Genomic DNA, 14,237 nt, shown 5'->3' with positions numbered 1-14,237 from the left:
GGCAATGCCGAAGCGGGTCGTCATCTCTCACTTCTTCAACGAGGCCTATCTGCTTCCATGGTGGCTTCGTCATCATCGCGAGATCTTCGACCACGGCGTTCTGATCGACTACCACTCCACCGATGACTCCGTTGCGATCTGTCGCGAGCTCGTGCCCCATTGGGAAGTCGTATCTTCAGAGAACGCAACGTTCGCCGCGCTTCTTTGCGACTTTGAAGTGATGAAGCACGAGCAGCGCTTTCCCGATGCCTGGAAGCTCGCCCTCAACACCACCGAGTTTTTCGTCGCTCCAGGATTGGAAAAAATGGAGCGCCTCATCACGCAGCACGACCTGATCGGCGTCCGCCTGCCGGGTGCCGTGATGGTCGATACCAATCCGCAGAACCCGCCTGATCCGTCGCGGCCCTTGACCGAGCAAAAGCCGACAGGCATTTGGGAGGACGAGATCGATTTTGCCTCCCTGGCAATTCCGGGCCTGACGTTTCCGACTCGCACCAGGCTCTATCATCGCTACGCCATTGGCGCCTACACGCCCGGACGGCATTCTTCGCAGCTGCCGCGCCAGTGCAATGGCAGCCGTGAACTCGGGTCGATCCGATGGTACGGCTTCAGTCCGTGGTCGAATGCCTTCAAGGCGCGCAAGCTGCAGATTTCTGAGCGGCGCGACAGCTTCGACGTCAAGAACGGTTTCGGCGCGCAGCATCAGGCCGATATCGCCGAGCTTGATGGACGCTGGTCGAAACTCGCAGCCTTGAGCGGCATCCTCCGCAACGCCGCCTGATTTCACCCCTTCTCGGAAAGTTAGGGAGCGCCCGGTAGAACGGTCGCTGCAATCGTCTCGCGCAAGATCTTCGCCTGATCGCGTTTGGCGAACACTTGGAACGCGCGCTGCTCAAGCTGGCGCCGGCGCGGCTCATCGCGAACGAGCGCGACGCAGCTTGACACGAGTTCATCATACGGAACAGCAACCATTGCGCTCTTCACGTCCTCATCGATCTCGGTGCGCGGCCCGCATTCGGTAACGACCGCTTTGCGGTTCGCGAGGAGGTAAGAAGTGCGGACGATCTCGTGAATGCTGTCCTGATAGAAGTGCATATTGAGGACGACTTTCGCCTCCGCAATCGTCCGGTCGCGGGCCTCGCCATAGACGCTGAAGAGATGCTTGACGTTGAGGCCCGTGGCGCCGATAGCAGCAAGCACCGCCTGCCGGCGCGTGTTGATGCTTCCATAGAAAAGCACGTCAACCGGTTGCTCACCTAGCGGAAGCGCGCGCGTCAATTCCGGCATGTACCCGATGCTGACATGGCGAATATACGGGCTACCCGTCAGCCGCCGCAGCTCATCGATGTTGCGGACGCTGTAATCCCAAACAGCGAGACGGCTCAAGAGACTGAGGTAAATCGGCCGCGAGCGCACGTCGAAGCCCGTGACCTGCTCGAGATTAATGATGACGGTATTCGATGGAACGCGATCCGCGAGTTCCTGCGTATCGATCAGATGAGCGCCGAGCAGCAGATTGATGCCCGAGGTCTCGAGCGCGTTGGTTTTGCGCACGACGTCGACGCCAAGAGCACGCAGGCCGCTCTCAAACCCAGTCGCGAGATCGTTAAATCCGGCCGAATGCGGATTGCCTTCCGGAGAAATCGTAACGAGGTTGACGCGCCGCCAAGCGGGCGGAATGAGATCGGTGCTCAGAAAATCAAGTTCGAAAAGATCCGCATCCGATCGCGCCGCTGGTTCGGCAGCGGGCGCAGAAGGGGCCGTAGCAGGCGGCGGCTGAACGGCGGACCGGCGCGCCACGACGCCTTGCAGCTTGCCCTGCACCACAGTCGATGTGGGATCAAGCTCGAGTGCAGCAGCAAAGGCTTCGGCAGCGCCATCGAATTGTTCGAGCTTGGCCAAGATGTCGCCGAGCATCTCCCACGACGAGGCGGAATTGTAGCCGAGGCTGATGGCCTTGCCCTTGGCCCGCGCCGCAAACTCCAGCTTGCCGAGCGGGATGAGCACCGTCGCCAGAGCTTCATAGGCGTCCGCCGAATCGGGCTCCTTCAAGATCGCCTTCGCGAAAAGCTCCGCCGCGGCATCAAGTTCGCCCGCACGCGCGACCTCGAGCCCATGGAACAGCAATTCCGTGGCCGATGCCGCACGAGGGTCAAATGGCGAAGCTTTGCTCTGAGGACCGGGCGCATGCTCGGAGTCCGCATCGATCAGATCGGACAGCGACGGCCACTGGTTCATTGCTATTCTCCGGACAAGCGCAATCGAGCACCGCCAAAGTGCGGAGCGCGTATCCGATTTAGATGGGCAACCCTGCGCGAGCCTGTCGCCGGAGGCGGAGAGACCGAGAGCTAAAGCGATCCGCGGCCTGAGGGTCCCATGCTGCTCGCGCGCTCCTTCGCGACGGCTGAAAGCGCACGAATGCGCAGCTGCTCCAGCCCAGCCGCCTGCTCGGTGAGAAAGAGGTACGCGGGATGAGTCACATCGAGCTCGCGCGAAAGCTTGATCCCGGCCTTGTGCCACACGGCCCATATGATCTCGCCCTCGAGCATCATGTCCGGGGTCAGGCAGATTTGGATCGGGTCTCCCGCGGCCAGCCCTTGGATCCCGTCAACGCGCAAGCCGGAGACTGAAAAGTCGGCGACGCGTACCGTCTGCGATACGCCGCGGCACTCCAGGATGGCGGTGAAGTTCACCCTTTGGCGTTCGTCGCGCCGTCGCAAGAAATTTCGAGCCAAGGACATCGGCCGCATGGGGTCCCACCGTTCCGCTATGAATGAAAGACAATTAGTCCCTAGGTACTATGCAATAAATTATTGGAAGGTTACACCGGAGCGAGACGGGGCCATTCCACACACCTATTAATATCCAACCGAGCCAATCGTTGCATTTTTTCGCCGAGTACTAGTTAATTAAGATTAATACTTCTGATTCGAGGAGAATTTTATGCGACCAGAGCTTGAGGCTGTTCTCGAGGCGTACCGGCAGGACGCCGCCGTCGAGGAGCAATTGATCCAGGATATCCTCACCGTCCTTGCCGTGACGGGTGCTGCCCGCAAACGCACCATCCAAGAGCTGTCGCAAGTCGTCAGCCGCCACACGATCAAGGCCGCGGAGGAGCGCGACTACCGGCAAGGCACGGACGAACTGGCGCGCTTCGATTTTCACCAACCGCTAAGGCAAATGTAGTCGCTGCCGGACGCTCGAACGTGCAGGTGCGCAGTCGCGCAGCCCGGCAGGGTGGCCGAGAGAACGCCTCATGATCAAGCACCCTTAATAATCCATGTCATCGATCGGCATCCCGGGAAGGGGTGCGTGGACTGTCCCGGCGAGAACGAAAGCATGAAAACTTTTCTTTCTCCTGTCAGGCGCGTGTGTGCCGAGATCGCAGAGATGACAAGCAACGTCACTCAAGTGGCCTGGCCGACCGGCCGCGCCTCTTCAGTTTCTGAAATCGGCTCCGAAATTCTTGAAAACACTGACATTCGGGCTGCCCGAGGCGCTGCGCGTCATGGGTCGATTATAGGGCGGCGCTCTGGCGCCCTTCTGACGGCAGAACGGTCGCAAGGCTACGGGGTCGAAAGTCCCGGCCGGATAACGTTCGACGTCGCGAGCTTCTGTCTGGAACTGGACGCGTGGCGCGTATCTCTGACGTCGACGTCAGTGAGCCTGGCTGCAAGCGAGTATTCGTCCTTCGCTCTGGAGGACTTGCCGGCCGCACGTTGCGGCACGGGAGCTGACGGATCCGTTGCCGCCGTCCGAGTAACTGGGTCTCTCGAGCGCGAACTGACGAACGCAATTCGCAAAGTGGAGCAGGGTTCGAGCATCAGGCTCCCCGCCCGCGCCGCTCGCAAGTTCTAACGGTAAGCCGCTCTCCCGATTCACCATCCACTGACTGCCATGGCTGCGCCGGCGCACCGCCATGGCATTCGCCTGCGGCGCGAGGCGCGAGCGCCGCTGAGCTGCGCTAATCCAGCCACGGTGCCCCGCAAATTGCTCACGGTGATGCGATTCCTGTGAGGGTGATCCGAAAGGCCGTACGCAGGCGCTTTTCCAGGTACTACTCATATAGTACCTAAGAACTACAGCGCGCGATTCGCGGTTGCGGTGACTGCGCTGACAAAATCAACGGAAAGGCGCCCGCTTTTCCGAATGCGAAGCTGCGTGTGCTGCGTTCCGAACATCTGGGGAGACTTCTTAATGGATCGCAAGCGCGGCTCTGCGCTCAGCAGACTCGGCCAAAGCAATGGCCTCGGCAAATCATTGATACCCGGCTTTCGGCCGGACCGGCCTCTTCTTCAGATTCTGACGCCGCCGTCATGCTTCATTTCGGCATTGGCGCTCACACTTGTCATCGGCAGCGGAATGGCAGCAGCCGATCCAGGAGGCGGCGTCTATATCCACGACAAATACCGGGCGAGGGTGAACAACAATGGTGATTACATCGTCAACGGCGATGGACCCGGTGTTAGAATTGACGACATCCGCCGCGACGCATCTGTCAGAAACCGCAACGGGGAAATTTGGGGCTCCGATGAAGGCATGCGGATCACGGATGTCGGCGGCGACATCCGCATCGATAATAGCTTCAGGGGCGAAATAACGGGCCGCGGCGACGACGGCATCTATATCGACGATGCCGGATCCGATGTTTCGATCGACAACCGCTATCGCGGTAGGGTCAGGGGGCGAGACGACGGCGTGCACATCCGCGACGTCGACGACCGCGTCATGATCGACAACCGCTTCGGCGGCAACATATCAGGCAGGCGCGACGACGGCATCGACATCGAAGATGTTGGTGATGACGTGCGCATCGATAACAGCTTCGGCGGCCAGATAAGTGGGCGCGACGACGGCATCAAAATTCGCGACGTCGACGACGATGTAACGATCAAGAACAGCCGGGGCGGTCGCATCACGGGCCGGAATGGCGATGGTGTCGATATCAGCGGCGTCCGCGACGACGTCATGATCGATAATCGGTCCGGCGGCAGGATCTCCGGACGTGATTCCGGCGTCGCCGTATCGCGGGTCCGCGGTGACGTAACGATCTCCACCGACGACGGCCGGATCGAAGCCCGGCGCGACAGCGGTGTCGATGTTTCCGATGTCCGCGGCGATGTGACGATCGACAGCGACGGCGGCAAGATCACCGGCGGTGAGGACGGCGTGCGCGTGCGTGACGTGCGCGGCGACGTAGACATTCATAACCGCGACGGTGAAATTGCCGGCAGCGAGGACGGAATACACATTCGCGATGTTCGCGATGATGTCGCCATCGATAATCGCTTCGGCGGCGTCATCACCGGATGGCACGACGATGGCATCGATATTGAGGATGTTGATGACGTTCGCATCGATAATCAGTTCGGTGGCAGGATCACGGGGCGCGATGACGGCATCAAGATCGAAGATACCGATGATGTCAGAATTGCCAACAGCTCGGGCGGCAGCATTCGCGGGCGGAATGGCCACGGCATCTCCATCGAGGATGCGGACGGCTCTGTCAGCATCGACAACAAGCGTCACGGCCGCATTGTTGGCCAAGAAGATGGCATTCAAATAGACGGTGCTGAAGACGAGGTCGCGATCGACAATCGCTACGGCGGCAGAATCAAAGGCGAGCGCGGCGATGCCATCGATATCCGCGATGCCGATGATGACGTCAGCATTGACAACCGTTTCGGCGGCAAGATCGCGGGCCGCGACGATGGCGTAAAGATCCGCAATGTCGACGATGATGTGCACATCGACAACCGTTTCGGCGGCAGCATCAAAGGCGAACGCGATAACGGTATCAACATCCGCGATGTCGATGAAGATGTGGGAATCGACAACCGCTTTGGCGGCAAGATCACGGGCCGCGATGACGGCGTAAAGATCCGCAATGTCGACGAGGATGTCTATATCGACAACGATTACGGCGGAAGGATTCGCGGCGAGCGGGGTGACGGTATCGACGTCAGCAATGTTGACGGCGATGTCGAAGTTTCCAATCGCGGCGGTTCGATCAAAGGTCGCGACGATGGCATCAAGCTCAGCCGCATCGACGACGATGTTTGGATCGACAATGATGGCGGCACTATTCAGGGCCGGCGAGGCGACGGCATCGATGTCCGCGCTGATGACAACGTAACCATCGATAACGGTGACGGAACGATAAAGGGCCGCGATAGCGCAATATCGATCAGATCGGAATCGGCAACCATCAATTCATCCGGATTGATCGAGAACTCGGGACGCCGTGGCGCAACGATCGAGCTATCGACCGACGATGGTGCGACGATCAATAACTACGCCGATGGCCTCATTCGCACCGCGCGCGGACGAACCGGCGATCTCATCATCGAAGCGAGCGGCGGTGCCGTAACCATCAACAACGACGGAACGATGATCGGTCGCATCGACCTTTCTTCGGCCGGTTACACGGAAGCTGGAAACGTCTTCAATAATACCAGCAATGACAGCTGGCATTTCACCGGCACGAGCAATCTCGGTGATGGTTTCGAGGACATCTACAACAACACGGGCACGATCTACACGACCGACCCGGATAATCCTGCCTTCAATGACACGACGATCTTGACGGGTGTTGAGTACTTCAACAACGGAGGCGGCGGCGAGACCGGCACGATCGACCTGCAGGACGGCTATACCGGCGACGTCTTCATACTCGCGCCTACGGAAGGAGGTACGCTGGCCTATCACGGTGCGGATGGACAGAGCGCACTGAAAGTCGATGCGTTCTTGAGCAGCCCATCGCAGTCGTCCTCGGACATGCTCGTGATCGATGGCGACGTGACCGGCAGCACTGCCATCTACGTCAATAAGGTCGGCAAAGGCTTTGGCGCCTACAATCCGACGGGCATCGAGGTTGTGAGCGCGTCGGGTTCGTTGCCGCCAGGAAGCTTTTACCTCGCGAATGGGCCGATCGAGACCGGCATGTTCACGTATGATCTTTATCTCAACGGATCCAACGAATGGGTCCTGGCGAGCGCACCCAATCAAACGTTCTTCGAATTGCCAAGCCTGACGTCTGCGGCTCAATCGATCTGGCACAACGCGGCAGGTGCTTGGCTCGACCGGACGGCGGATTTGCGCACGGCGCTGAATGAGACGTGTGCCCTGTTTGATCCCAAGGATCCCAATGCCGGATGCGCAAGGCCTTCGTCGGGCGTTTGGGCGAAGGTGCTCGGATCCTCCGAGTCGAGATCGGCAGGTCACTCGTTCTCAGGTGAGCGTCATACGGTTGACACCCAGCTCGATGGTGGCGGCTTCATGGGAGGCTACGACATCCTCCGCAGCACGGAAGCCGGAACTGGCGTCTGGATGGCCGGCATTATGGGCGGCTATCTGCGATCGAGCTTGAACTTCGAGCACTCTGCAAACAGTGCCGATTTCCAAAGCGGAGCCGTTGGCGCCTACGTGACCTACCTGCAAGGCGGCTGGTTCCTCGACGGCCAGTTCATGGCCAACCTCGGAAGCGTCAAATACTCCGGCAGCCAGTCCGTGCGCGAACATGCAAACGTGACGGCGCTCGGCGGTGTCATCGATACCGGCTACCGCATGAGCTACGGCACGACGTTTATCGAGCCTGGCGCGACGCTCTCCTACGTCAACGCCAGCATCGATACGTTGGATCTCTACGGTACGACGGTGGACTTCTCCGGCGGCGACAGTTTGCGCGGCCGCGTCGGCGTTCGCCTCGGAACTTCGATTGCGAGGGAGAAGGCGAAGTATGAACCGTTCATCGGGGTCAGCGCCCTCTACGAGTTCCTGGGGGACAACACGGCGGACGTGACGTCCGGCAACTATGTGCTGAAGGCCGAAGACAACCTGACAGGCGCGCTTGGTGAGGTCTCGGGCGGCGTGAACGTCTTCAGCCTGACCGGCGACGGCATCACAGGCTTCGCCAAGGGCAACGTGCAATTCGGCAAGGATGACTTTGTCGGGTTTGGCGGAAGCGTCGGCGTCAGGGTTGGTTGGTGAAGGGGGGCGGGAGAGGGCGATCAGCTCCCGGTCGCCCTCTGCCGCTCACTGAAGTCATGAATTGGAGATGCTCGATGAACGCCCGAATTTTACATTTCACCGCCTTCGCTCTGCTTGCCGGCCTTGCCAGTGCCGCCCAGGCCGGGGTCGCGACTTCAACTGATACCTCCAAGGCGCAAGCGACGAACGAAATTATTGGGGACTGGCGGGTGACATGTGGGGCGCCGGCGAAAGGCCGGAAAACCTGCGTGCTGTCCCAAACCCTCATAAGCGCGAAGCTGAAGAAGCCCGTTGGCGTGCTGATGATCAGCAGGGATGATGGAGGCAAGCTCAAGGGCTCGCTGCGGCTGCCGGTGGGCGTAGCACTACAGGCCGGCGTGGTGTTAGGCCTTGAGAACCAGGCAGCGCCGCTGACCCTGCCGTACGCCACCTGCCATCACACGGGATGCTTCGCCCCGTTCGATGTTTCGGAGCCGATGCTGGGCCAAATGGGCAAGGCATCTAAAATCTCTGCTGTCGTGCAGAGCACCTCCAAAGAGCCGCTAAATTTGACTTTTTCGACGCGCGGCTTCCCGGCTGCGTATGCGGCGTACGTGAAAGCGAGCCAGTAACACCAATTAGAAATCCACCGTAAATTGCAAGCATGAGTACAACCAATAGTTGCCTTAATCTGGGTGGTGACTTAACTCACGTCGCAATCGGTGATTGTGGAGGCCAATGGGCTATGTACGAAGAATTCGTCGGGTGTTCTGAAGAAATGGCGGGGAAAGTCGCGGCGATTCCCTGTGCGACCACCTCGTACGGCGAAGCGATCACGGAACTCATCCTGTGCGAGGGCGGCCGGGTCGCGCTCGGTGCATCGCCTCTTCGATTTGATGCGCTCGACGGGAGAATTGACGGCCGCGAAGGCGCCCACTGCCAGCCTGTAGACTTAGACCGTCCAGCCTCGATGAGCGAATTCTTCCACATCGCCTTTGCGCAGTTCGAACGCATCGATGTTGTCGTCCTCGAACTGGGCGCCTCGAAGCGGCAGCGCATGACGCCGGACAAGGCCATCGAGCTGGGGACACGCAGATTGCTCTATTGCCTTGATGCCGTCTTGCCGTACGCCGGTCGTGATCTGCACTTGATATGTGTGGGCCCCGCCTCCGGCCCCGCCGGTATACCCATAGCGACGGCCTTTCTCGCAGCCAAGTTCGCAACGATGCAGTTGGGCGAAGCACCCTGCGTGCGCATGTCCATCGTGTCGCCGCCGGAAGACGCCTCCACTGACGAAGGTGCTCTGGCCAGAACGATCGTCCATCTCATGAAGGAAACGAGAAGCCCGGATATTATCGAGGCGGTCGTGTCGCCAAATAGGCGCCAGCGGCGGCACATGCGACGGCCGCGCTTTGATGGCCGAGGCAAGATGTTCGTGCCGGCGCCATGAAACCAGTCGCGCTAATTCTTGGTCTGGAGGCTGAGCTGGTTGGCAACCATCGCAGCGCGCGTCCTATTGGGCAGCCGCAGCTTTTGCAAGACGGCCGTTACATGCCTTTTGACGGTATTCAACGAGCAGGAAAGCTCGTCCGCAATCTCGGCATTGCTCTTGCCGGCACCAAGCAGCATCAGCACTTCGCGCTGGCGCGGGCTCAGCGTTTCCACGTCCGGAGGCACGATCGGCGTAACGGGCGCCTCGCTGAAACCAGGACCGAACTGCTGGAAAAGCGCGCGTACGATGGTGTCTTGAATGAGGCCCGGATTGAGCGTCGCTGGAGTGACTGGAGCTTTCGTTTTCGCATCCGTCTCTTTGGAATCGGGAACCCACCCGGCGATGTCCACGTGCATGAGAACCGCTCCGGTGGCTGGATCTGAGCTCACAGGAACTCCGATCACGACGAACCATTGCTTCTGCTTCGGCCGCGACGGCACGACGAATGAGATGAGATTGCGCTTGCGCTTGAGCAGTGACTGGATTTCGCCGCGATGATCAGCATCGCAATGATCGAAATAGGAGTCGCCCACGGGATATTGAGCGAGAGCAACCTTCTGATTGCCCTCAGCCGCGCCGGACTTGGCACTCACGTCCATGATCTGGCCTCGGCTGTCGACGAGTACGACGTAGACGGGCGGTTCACGCGAGGTGGTGGATTTCATCGCAATCCTGCAGCGTTGGGACGTGTTCGAGCCGTGAGGCATGACTAGCGAATTGGAATCATTTGCCCCCTGGCGACCGCAGTGATTTAGCGGCCCGAGCAGGCAAACGCCAGCGCCTGGATGCGGCAACTTGGCCTTGACACACGTGTTTCCTTTGATGCGATTCCACCTTAAATTGTGACCAAGCCGTGCCACACACGTGCTAGTCCTTCTCAGCTCTAGTCGCGTATGGCCGTCGCGTTTCGTTTGGCTGAAGCCAGCTCGCTGGCCAGGCGCCGCTTGGCGTCCAAGGCTCGCGGGTCGCCAGGCCGCTCGGCGGGCCGAGGTTCATGAGAGCGGCCAGGCTTCAGGGCAACAGCGTGATCCCGATGTTCGTTTTCCTGCAATTGAGCGGGTCTCACGAGGAGCGCAAGCGCGAAGGCTGCTACCGTCATCATTGCGGTCGTCCGAAGTGGATAATCGACGAGAGAATGCAAAAGCAGCAGTAGGACCACGATGGCGGCCGCACGTGTAAGGACGACATCGATGCTGTGCAGGTGATCTCGAGGCCTCCTCCATGCGGAAATCACGCGCCGCACCATCCAAATGCCGAACAGGAGGCTTGCGCAAAGGCCGAATATTCCGGTCTCCAGCCAGACCTCGAGAAAATCGTTGTGTGCATGGTTGGCATAGGTGAGGCCGAGGTCGGCATTCGTCTCATGCAGCTGAAAGACGGGAACAAACGATCCCAGCCCAGTGCCGAAAGGCATATAAGCGTAAGCGGAAGATGCTGTTTTGCGCGCAAAATCGATGCGCAAGTCGCTGAAAGGATCCGCGCCGAACCGATCGGAAATGCGATAGATTGCCAATGGCAGCAGCAACAAAACAACCGCTGCGATAAATCCTGCACTCATGCGGGCCCAGCCGCGGCGCGACACGCGCGGGTCGCTGAACCCGATCACGATGCCAGCAGCAAGTGCTAGATCGCCCAGAACGAGACCGGCCCGGGAGCGCGCCATCATCTGGGCTGCCGTCAGCGCGAAAAGGGCGCTCAGCCACATCAGCAAAGGGACGAAATGAGCTGCCCTAAGCCGGCGCCGTCGCCCGGTCTGCCCCGATGCGCCAATCGCATCGACAAGGTGCGCAGCGACGAAAAGGCTGGTCGCGTAGAGCAGCGCCGCGAAATGATTCCTGTTGGCAAAAAAGCCGACCGCTTCGGTCTTGTTCGTGTCCTCGTAAAAGCGAAGCCCGCTACTTGGGCCTTGCGCGAGCTGCAGCAGGCCAACCAAAACGCTGAAGAGCGCCATAGCGATGAGAACGTAGCTGAGACGCCGCCGATCGACGTAGCCCAACGACAACGTCCCGAGAAAAACCGCTACGGGAGGAAGCAATGCGAGTCCGCTCAGCCAAGTCGCAGATGGCGTCATTGACAGGGGCAGCGCCGGGAGCGGATCGCCGAGGAGAGCATACGTTTGCGAAATCGGCGTGCGTCCGGGCAGCCGGCTCCACAATTCAGGCGGGAGGGGGAGAAGCTGTACGGCCGGGATGATCGTGAGCCCTGCGATAAAGATCAGCGGCCATCTGAATTGCCACAGCGAGCCGGAGAGAGCGACCTTCCGCAGCGCGCCAACGAGAAGAATGACGGAGAGGAACTGCAGAAAGACGTCGCCGGGAAGCCCGTTTCTGGTTGCGCCCCCGAACGCGATCGAGGCCGCCAGAACAACCCCCGTCAGCCAGAGAAGAGCGTTCTTCGAGATGACAGCACGTAATCTCGCTCTCTGTGAACTCCAACGATGCGGCCGCCGCGCTTTCATTGTGCGCGCTGAAGTGGCTGACGCAACCCGTATCTCATCCGCTCTCACGGACTTGTTGGATTCCCGCTGCGGCCGCCGCTCAGAGCTACAGCCGCAGCAGAAATGCCGCCGACAGCCGCCGCGCCGATAAGATAAGGAGTGAAATTCATCGGCGTCGTGCTGAAGGCCGTCGTCTGTGTCGCTGCGGTCCAATTCTGAATGAGCGCTGGATCCGCTTGTTGCAGTGCCCCGCTACCGCCACTGACGGGCGATGGCCCCCCGCATGGAGGTTCGGCCGGCACGCTGAACATCATGCCCCCACCGAGAAAAAGTGTGCACCCATTCGAGAACGTGACCTTCACTGAGCTTCCCGGCTTCGGAACGATCGTATCGCCAGGCGCGAAATTGGCAGAACCCTTGAGCGTCTCGTAGCCCTCGCCGCGGCTAACGAGAGCTTCTCCCTTGAGCACGGACACGTTTGCAGCGAGCGCCGCCGGCAATCCAGCCGTCAGCCAAGCCGCCGTGAAGACGAAGCGCATGCGCATGGAAGCCTCCCGGGAATAGCACTATAGAACTATATCGGCGATCCAGACTGGAGAAGGGCGTACGCGCGTTCTCGCGCTGAAAACCCCGAGTTGGTGCCAGTCGGACACACGTAATGCGCTCTAAATTGAGCGCGGCTTGACTCGCGGCAGGAAAATCCAGATAGCTGATGACTAGTCCTAATGAGCTAGTCTTGAGGCCGGCCCTTGATCGATGTCCATTGCCACATCCTGCCCGGCATCGACGACGGTGCTCCTGACATCCGGGCGTCGCTCCGGATGGCTTCGGCACTCATTGACGACGGGGTGGAGGCGGTCGTTTGTACACCGCATATCTTGCCCGGCCTCTACCACAATACCGGACCGCTTATCCGTGCCGCGACCGAAGAATTGAGATCTGCTCTGGCGGCAGCAGGAGTGCATTTGAGCCTGTTCAGCGGTGCTGACGCTCATATTTGTCCGGACTTTGGCGCCAAACTCAAAAGCGGTGAAATCCTAACCCTCGCGGACAGTCGCTACGTGCTGCTCGAACTGCCGATGCACGTGCGCCCTGAGCCTCTGACAAAATTCGTATTTGAGCTGATGGTGGCGGGGTACGTTCCTATCATCTCTCATCCCGAGCGGTTGGCCTGGATCGAGCCACACTTTTCATTGATCCGGCGGCTCGCGCGCTCGGGCGTTTGGTTTCAGGTCACATCGGGATCGCTTCTTGGAGCGTTCGGACGTTCCGCCAAATACTGGGCAGAGCGGCTGCTCGACGAAGGCTTCGTCCATCTTCTCGCAACCGATGCGCATGATTTGGAACGGCGCGCGCCGGACTTGAAGCGAGGGCGGGACGCCGCAGCCTCGCGCGTCGGAGACGTCGAAGCCAACCACCTCGTTTTCACGCGCCCGCAAGGCATTCTCGCAAACACCTCGCCGTCAAACCTTCCTCTGTCGTTGGCACAACATGCGAATGAGATACCCAAAAGCGCCTGATTGCTCCGCTTCCTGGAGTGTGTGCAGACCGGCGTGTAATGCCACGCTTGCTTGTATGGTGCTGGCGCTTTTGCTGGGCGGATGCGGGGCTTCATTGAATGAAGGACCTCATGTCACCAGCGCTGCTCGAAAGCTCGACAAGGCGGGAGGGCCGCCGATTGAACTCCGCAAAGAGGCAGCGCTCGAAGCCGCCGAGTTGATCGCAACGGGGGACCCCGCTACGGCGGCCTACAAAATCGGGCCCATGGATGTTGTGGAAGTTTCCGTCTTCCAGGTTCCCGAGCTGTCCAAAACCGTTCAGGTCGCTGCCAACGGCACCATCAATCTTCCGCTGGCTAGCGAGGTGCAAGCTGCCGGAAAGACCCCGCGCGACATCGAACGCGATCTCACCAAGCGTCTCGCGCGAGACTACCTGCAGCAACCTCAGGTGAACGTGTACATCAAGGAATACAACAGCCAGCGCGTCACCGTTGATGGAGCCGTGAAGAAGCCCGGGGTCTATCCGCTGCGCGGATCTACAACACTTCTGCAAGTCATCGCGACCGCCGACGGATTTACGGACACGGCCGATTCATCGGTCGCGATCTTCCGCAGCACCAAGGGTGAAAAATCTGCCGCAAAATTCGACGTCGCGGAAATTCGCTCGGGAAAAGCCAAGGATCCGCAGATCGTCGAAGGAGACGTCGTCGTTGTCAGTAACTCCGCCATGAAGGAATCCCTTCAAGCGTTGCTGAAGGTGGTTCCGGTCACAAATCTCTTCGTTCCTTTCCTGTGAGGGCGCGTTCGCCGCTCAGTTCGCTGGCCTTTAGATGACGGCACC

The 14,237-nt window shown here is 59.9% G+C and carries 13 protein-coding genes; 8 read left to right on the top strand and 5 right to left on the bottom strand.

Annotation, left to right across the window (positions count from 1 at the left end):
• Positions 1 to 4 precede the first annotated feature (4 nt).
• On the top strand, positions 5 to 781 hold the full coding sequence (locus VFG26_RS08045; protein ID WP_325024058.1) for a glycosyltransferase family 2 protein: 777 nt from the start codon (positions 5 to 7) through the stop codon (positions 779 to 781).
• A 20-nt stretch (positions 782 to 801) separates the two neighbouring features.
• Here the strand turns inward: VFG26_RS08045 and VFG26_RS08040 are convergent, their stop codons facing one another.
• Both VFG26_RS08040 and VFG26_RS08035 read right to left on the bottom strand, forming a co-directional pair.
• On the bottom strand, positions 802 to 2,238 hold the full coding sequence (locus VFG26_RS08040; protein ID WP_325024055.1) for a tetratricopeptide repeat protein: 1,437 nt from the start codon (positions 2,236 to 2,238) through the stop codon (positions 802 to 804).
• 110 nt (positions 2,239 to 2,348) lie between these two features.
• The gene (locus tag VFG26_RS08035) at positions 2,349 to 2,741 is read right to left on the bottom strand and encodes a PilZ domain-containing protein (RefSeq protein ID WP_325024053.1); all 393 of its coding nucleotides are present in this window, start codon (positions 2,739 to 2,741) and stop codon (positions 2,349 to 2,351) included.
• Between the two features lie 202 nt (positions 2,742 to 2,943).
• Here VFG26_RS08035 and VFG26_RS08030 point away from each other — a divergent pair, with 202 nt between their 5' ends.
• The 5 genes from VFG26_RS08030 (at position 2,944) to VFG26_RS08010 (ending at position 9,418) form a co-directional block, all read left to right on the top strand.
• Positions 2,944 to 3,186 (top strand): hypothetical protein, encoded by a 243-nt coding sequence (locus tag VFG26_RS08030; RefSeq protein WP_325024051.1) that lies wholly within the window; start codon positions 2,944 to 2,946, stop codon positions 3,184 to 3,186.
• Between the two features lie 153 nt (positions 3,187 to 3,339).
• Positions 3,340 to 3,858 carry a hypothetical protein gene (locus tag VFG26_RS08025; RefSeq protein WP_325024049.1) on the top strand — a complete coding sequence of 173 codons (519 nt, stop codon included), beginning with the start codon at positions 3,340 to 3,342 and terminating at the stop codon, positions 3,856 to 3,858.
• A gap of 339 nt (positions 3,859 to 4,197) precedes the next feature.
• The gene (locus VFG26_RS08020; RefSeq protein WP_325024047.1) at positions 4,198 to 7,989 is read left to right on the top strand and encodes an autotransporter domain-containing protein; all 3,792 of its coding nucleotides are present in this window, start codon (positions 4,198 to 4,200) and stop codon (positions 7,987 to 7,989) included.
• A gap of 74 nt (positions 7,990 to 8,063) precedes the next feature.
• Entirely contained in the window at positions 8,064 to 8,600 is a 537-nt protein-coding gene (locus VFG26_RS08015; RefSeq protein WP_325024045.1) for an invasion associated locus B family protein, read from the top strand.
• Positions 8,601 to 8,713: 113 nt separating this feature from the next.
• Entirely contained in the window at positions 8,714 to 9,418 is a 705-nt protein-coding gene (locus VFG26_RS08010; RefSeq protein ID WP_325024043.1) for a hypothetical protein, read from the top strand.
• A gap of 11 nt (positions 9,419 to 9,429) precedes the next feature.
• On the opposite strand, the gene VFG26_RS08005 is transcribed toward VFG26_RS08010, so the two are convergent.
• The 3 genes from VFG26_RS08005 to VFG26_RS07995 form a co-directional block, all read right to left on the bottom strand.
• Positions 9,430 to 10,125: a response regulator transcription factor gene (locus VFG26_RS08005; RefSeq protein ID WP_325024041.1), complete on the bottom strand. Its 696-nt coding sequence runs from the start codon at positions 10,123 to 10,125 to the stop codon at positions 9,430 to 9,432.
• Positions 10,126 to 10,343: 218 nt separating this feature from the next.
• Positions 10,344 to 11,918, bottom strand: a complete 1,575-nt coding sequence (locus VFG26_RS08000) for an O-antigen ligase family protein (protein ID WP_325024039.1) — start codon at positions 11,916 to 11,918, stop codon at positions 10,344 to 10,346.
• A 44-nt stretch (positions 11,919 to 11,962) separates the two neighbouring features.
• Positions 11,963 to 12,442 (bottom strand): hypothetical protein, encoded by a 480-nt coding sequence (locus VFG26_RS07995; RefSeq protein WP_325024037.1) that lies wholly within the window; start codon positions 12,440 to 12,442, stop codon positions 11,963 to 11,965.
• Between the two features lie 204 nt (positions 12,443 to 12,646).
• Between VFG26_RS07995 and VFG26_RS07990 the strand changes: the two genes are divergently transcribed.
• Together VFG26_RS07990 and VFG26_RS07985 are read left to right on the top strand one after the other, a co-directional pair.
• A complete protein-coding gene (locus tag VFG26_RS07990; RefSeq protein ID WP_325024034.1) occupies positions 12,647 to 13,417 on the top strand; it encodes a tyrosine-protein phosphatase in 771 nt (256 codons plus the stop codon).
• 94 nt (positions 13,418 to 13,511) lie between these two features.
• Entirely contained in the window at positions 13,512 to 14,192 is a 681-nt protein-coding gene (locus VFG26_RS07985; RefSeq protein ID WP_325024032.1) for a polysaccharide biosynthesis/export family protein, read from the top strand.
• Positions 14,193 to 14,237: the final 45 nt, after the last annotated feature.

Origin of the sequence: Hyphomicrobium sp., from assembly GCF_035687085.1 — a bacterium.
GTDB lineage: Bacteria > Pseudomonadota > Alphaproteobacteria > Rhizobiales > Hyphomicrobiaceae > Hyphomicrobium_B.
This window is presented reverse-complemented; position numbering and strand designations above follow the sequence as displayed.

What these genes read in the sequence shown, in the direction of transcription:
- VFG26_RS08045 (WP_325024058.1), top strand. Translation starts at nt 5, where the DNA reads ATGCCGAAGCGGGTCGTCATCTCTCACTTCTTCAACGAGGCCTATCTG.
- VFG26_RS08020 (WP_325024047.1), top strand. Translation starts at nt 4,198, where the DNA reads ATGGATCGCAAGCGCGGCTCTGCGCTCAGCAGACTCGGCCAAAGCAAT.
- VFG26_RS08015 (WP_325024045.1), top strand. Translation starts at nt 8,064, where the DNA reads ATGAACGCCCGAATTTTACATTTCACCGCCTTCGCTCTGCTTGCCGGC.
- VFG26_RS08035 (WP_325024053.1), bottom strand. Translation starts at nt 2,741, where the DNA reads ATGTCCTTGGCTCGAAATTTCTTGCGACGGCGCGACGAACGCCAAAGG.
- VFG26_RS08000 (WP_325024039.1), bottom strand. Translation starts at nt 11,918, where the DNA reads ATGAAAGCGCGGCGGCCGCATCGTTGGAGTTCACAGAGAGCGAGATTA.
- VFG26_RS07995 (WP_325024037.1), bottom strand. Translation starts at nt 12,442, where the DNA reads ATGCGCATGCGCTTCGTCTTCACGGCGGCTTGGCTGACGGCTGGATTG.
- VFG26_RS08030 (WP_325024051.1), top strand. Translation starts at nt 2,944, where the DNA reads ATGCGACCAGAGCTTGAGGCTGTTCTCGAGGCGTACCGGCAGGACGCC.
- VFG26_RS08025 (WP_325024049.1), top strand. Translation starts at nt 3,340, where the DNA reads ATGAAAACTTTTCTTTCTCCTGTCAGGCGCGTGTGTGCCGAGATCGCA.
- VFG26_RS08010 (WP_325024043.1), top strand. Translation starts at nt 8,714, where the DNA reads ATGTACGAAGAATTCGTCGGGTGTTCTGAAGAAATGGCGGGGAAAGTC.
- VFG26_RS08040 (WP_325024055.1), bottom strand. Translation starts at nt 2,238, where the DNA reads ATGAACCAGTGGCCGTCGCTGTCCGATCTGATCGATGCGGACTCCGAG.
- VFG26_RS08005 (WP_325024041.1), bottom strand. Translation starts at nt 10,125, where the DNA reads ATGAAATCCACCACCTCGCGTGAACCGCCCGTCTACGTCGTACTCGTC.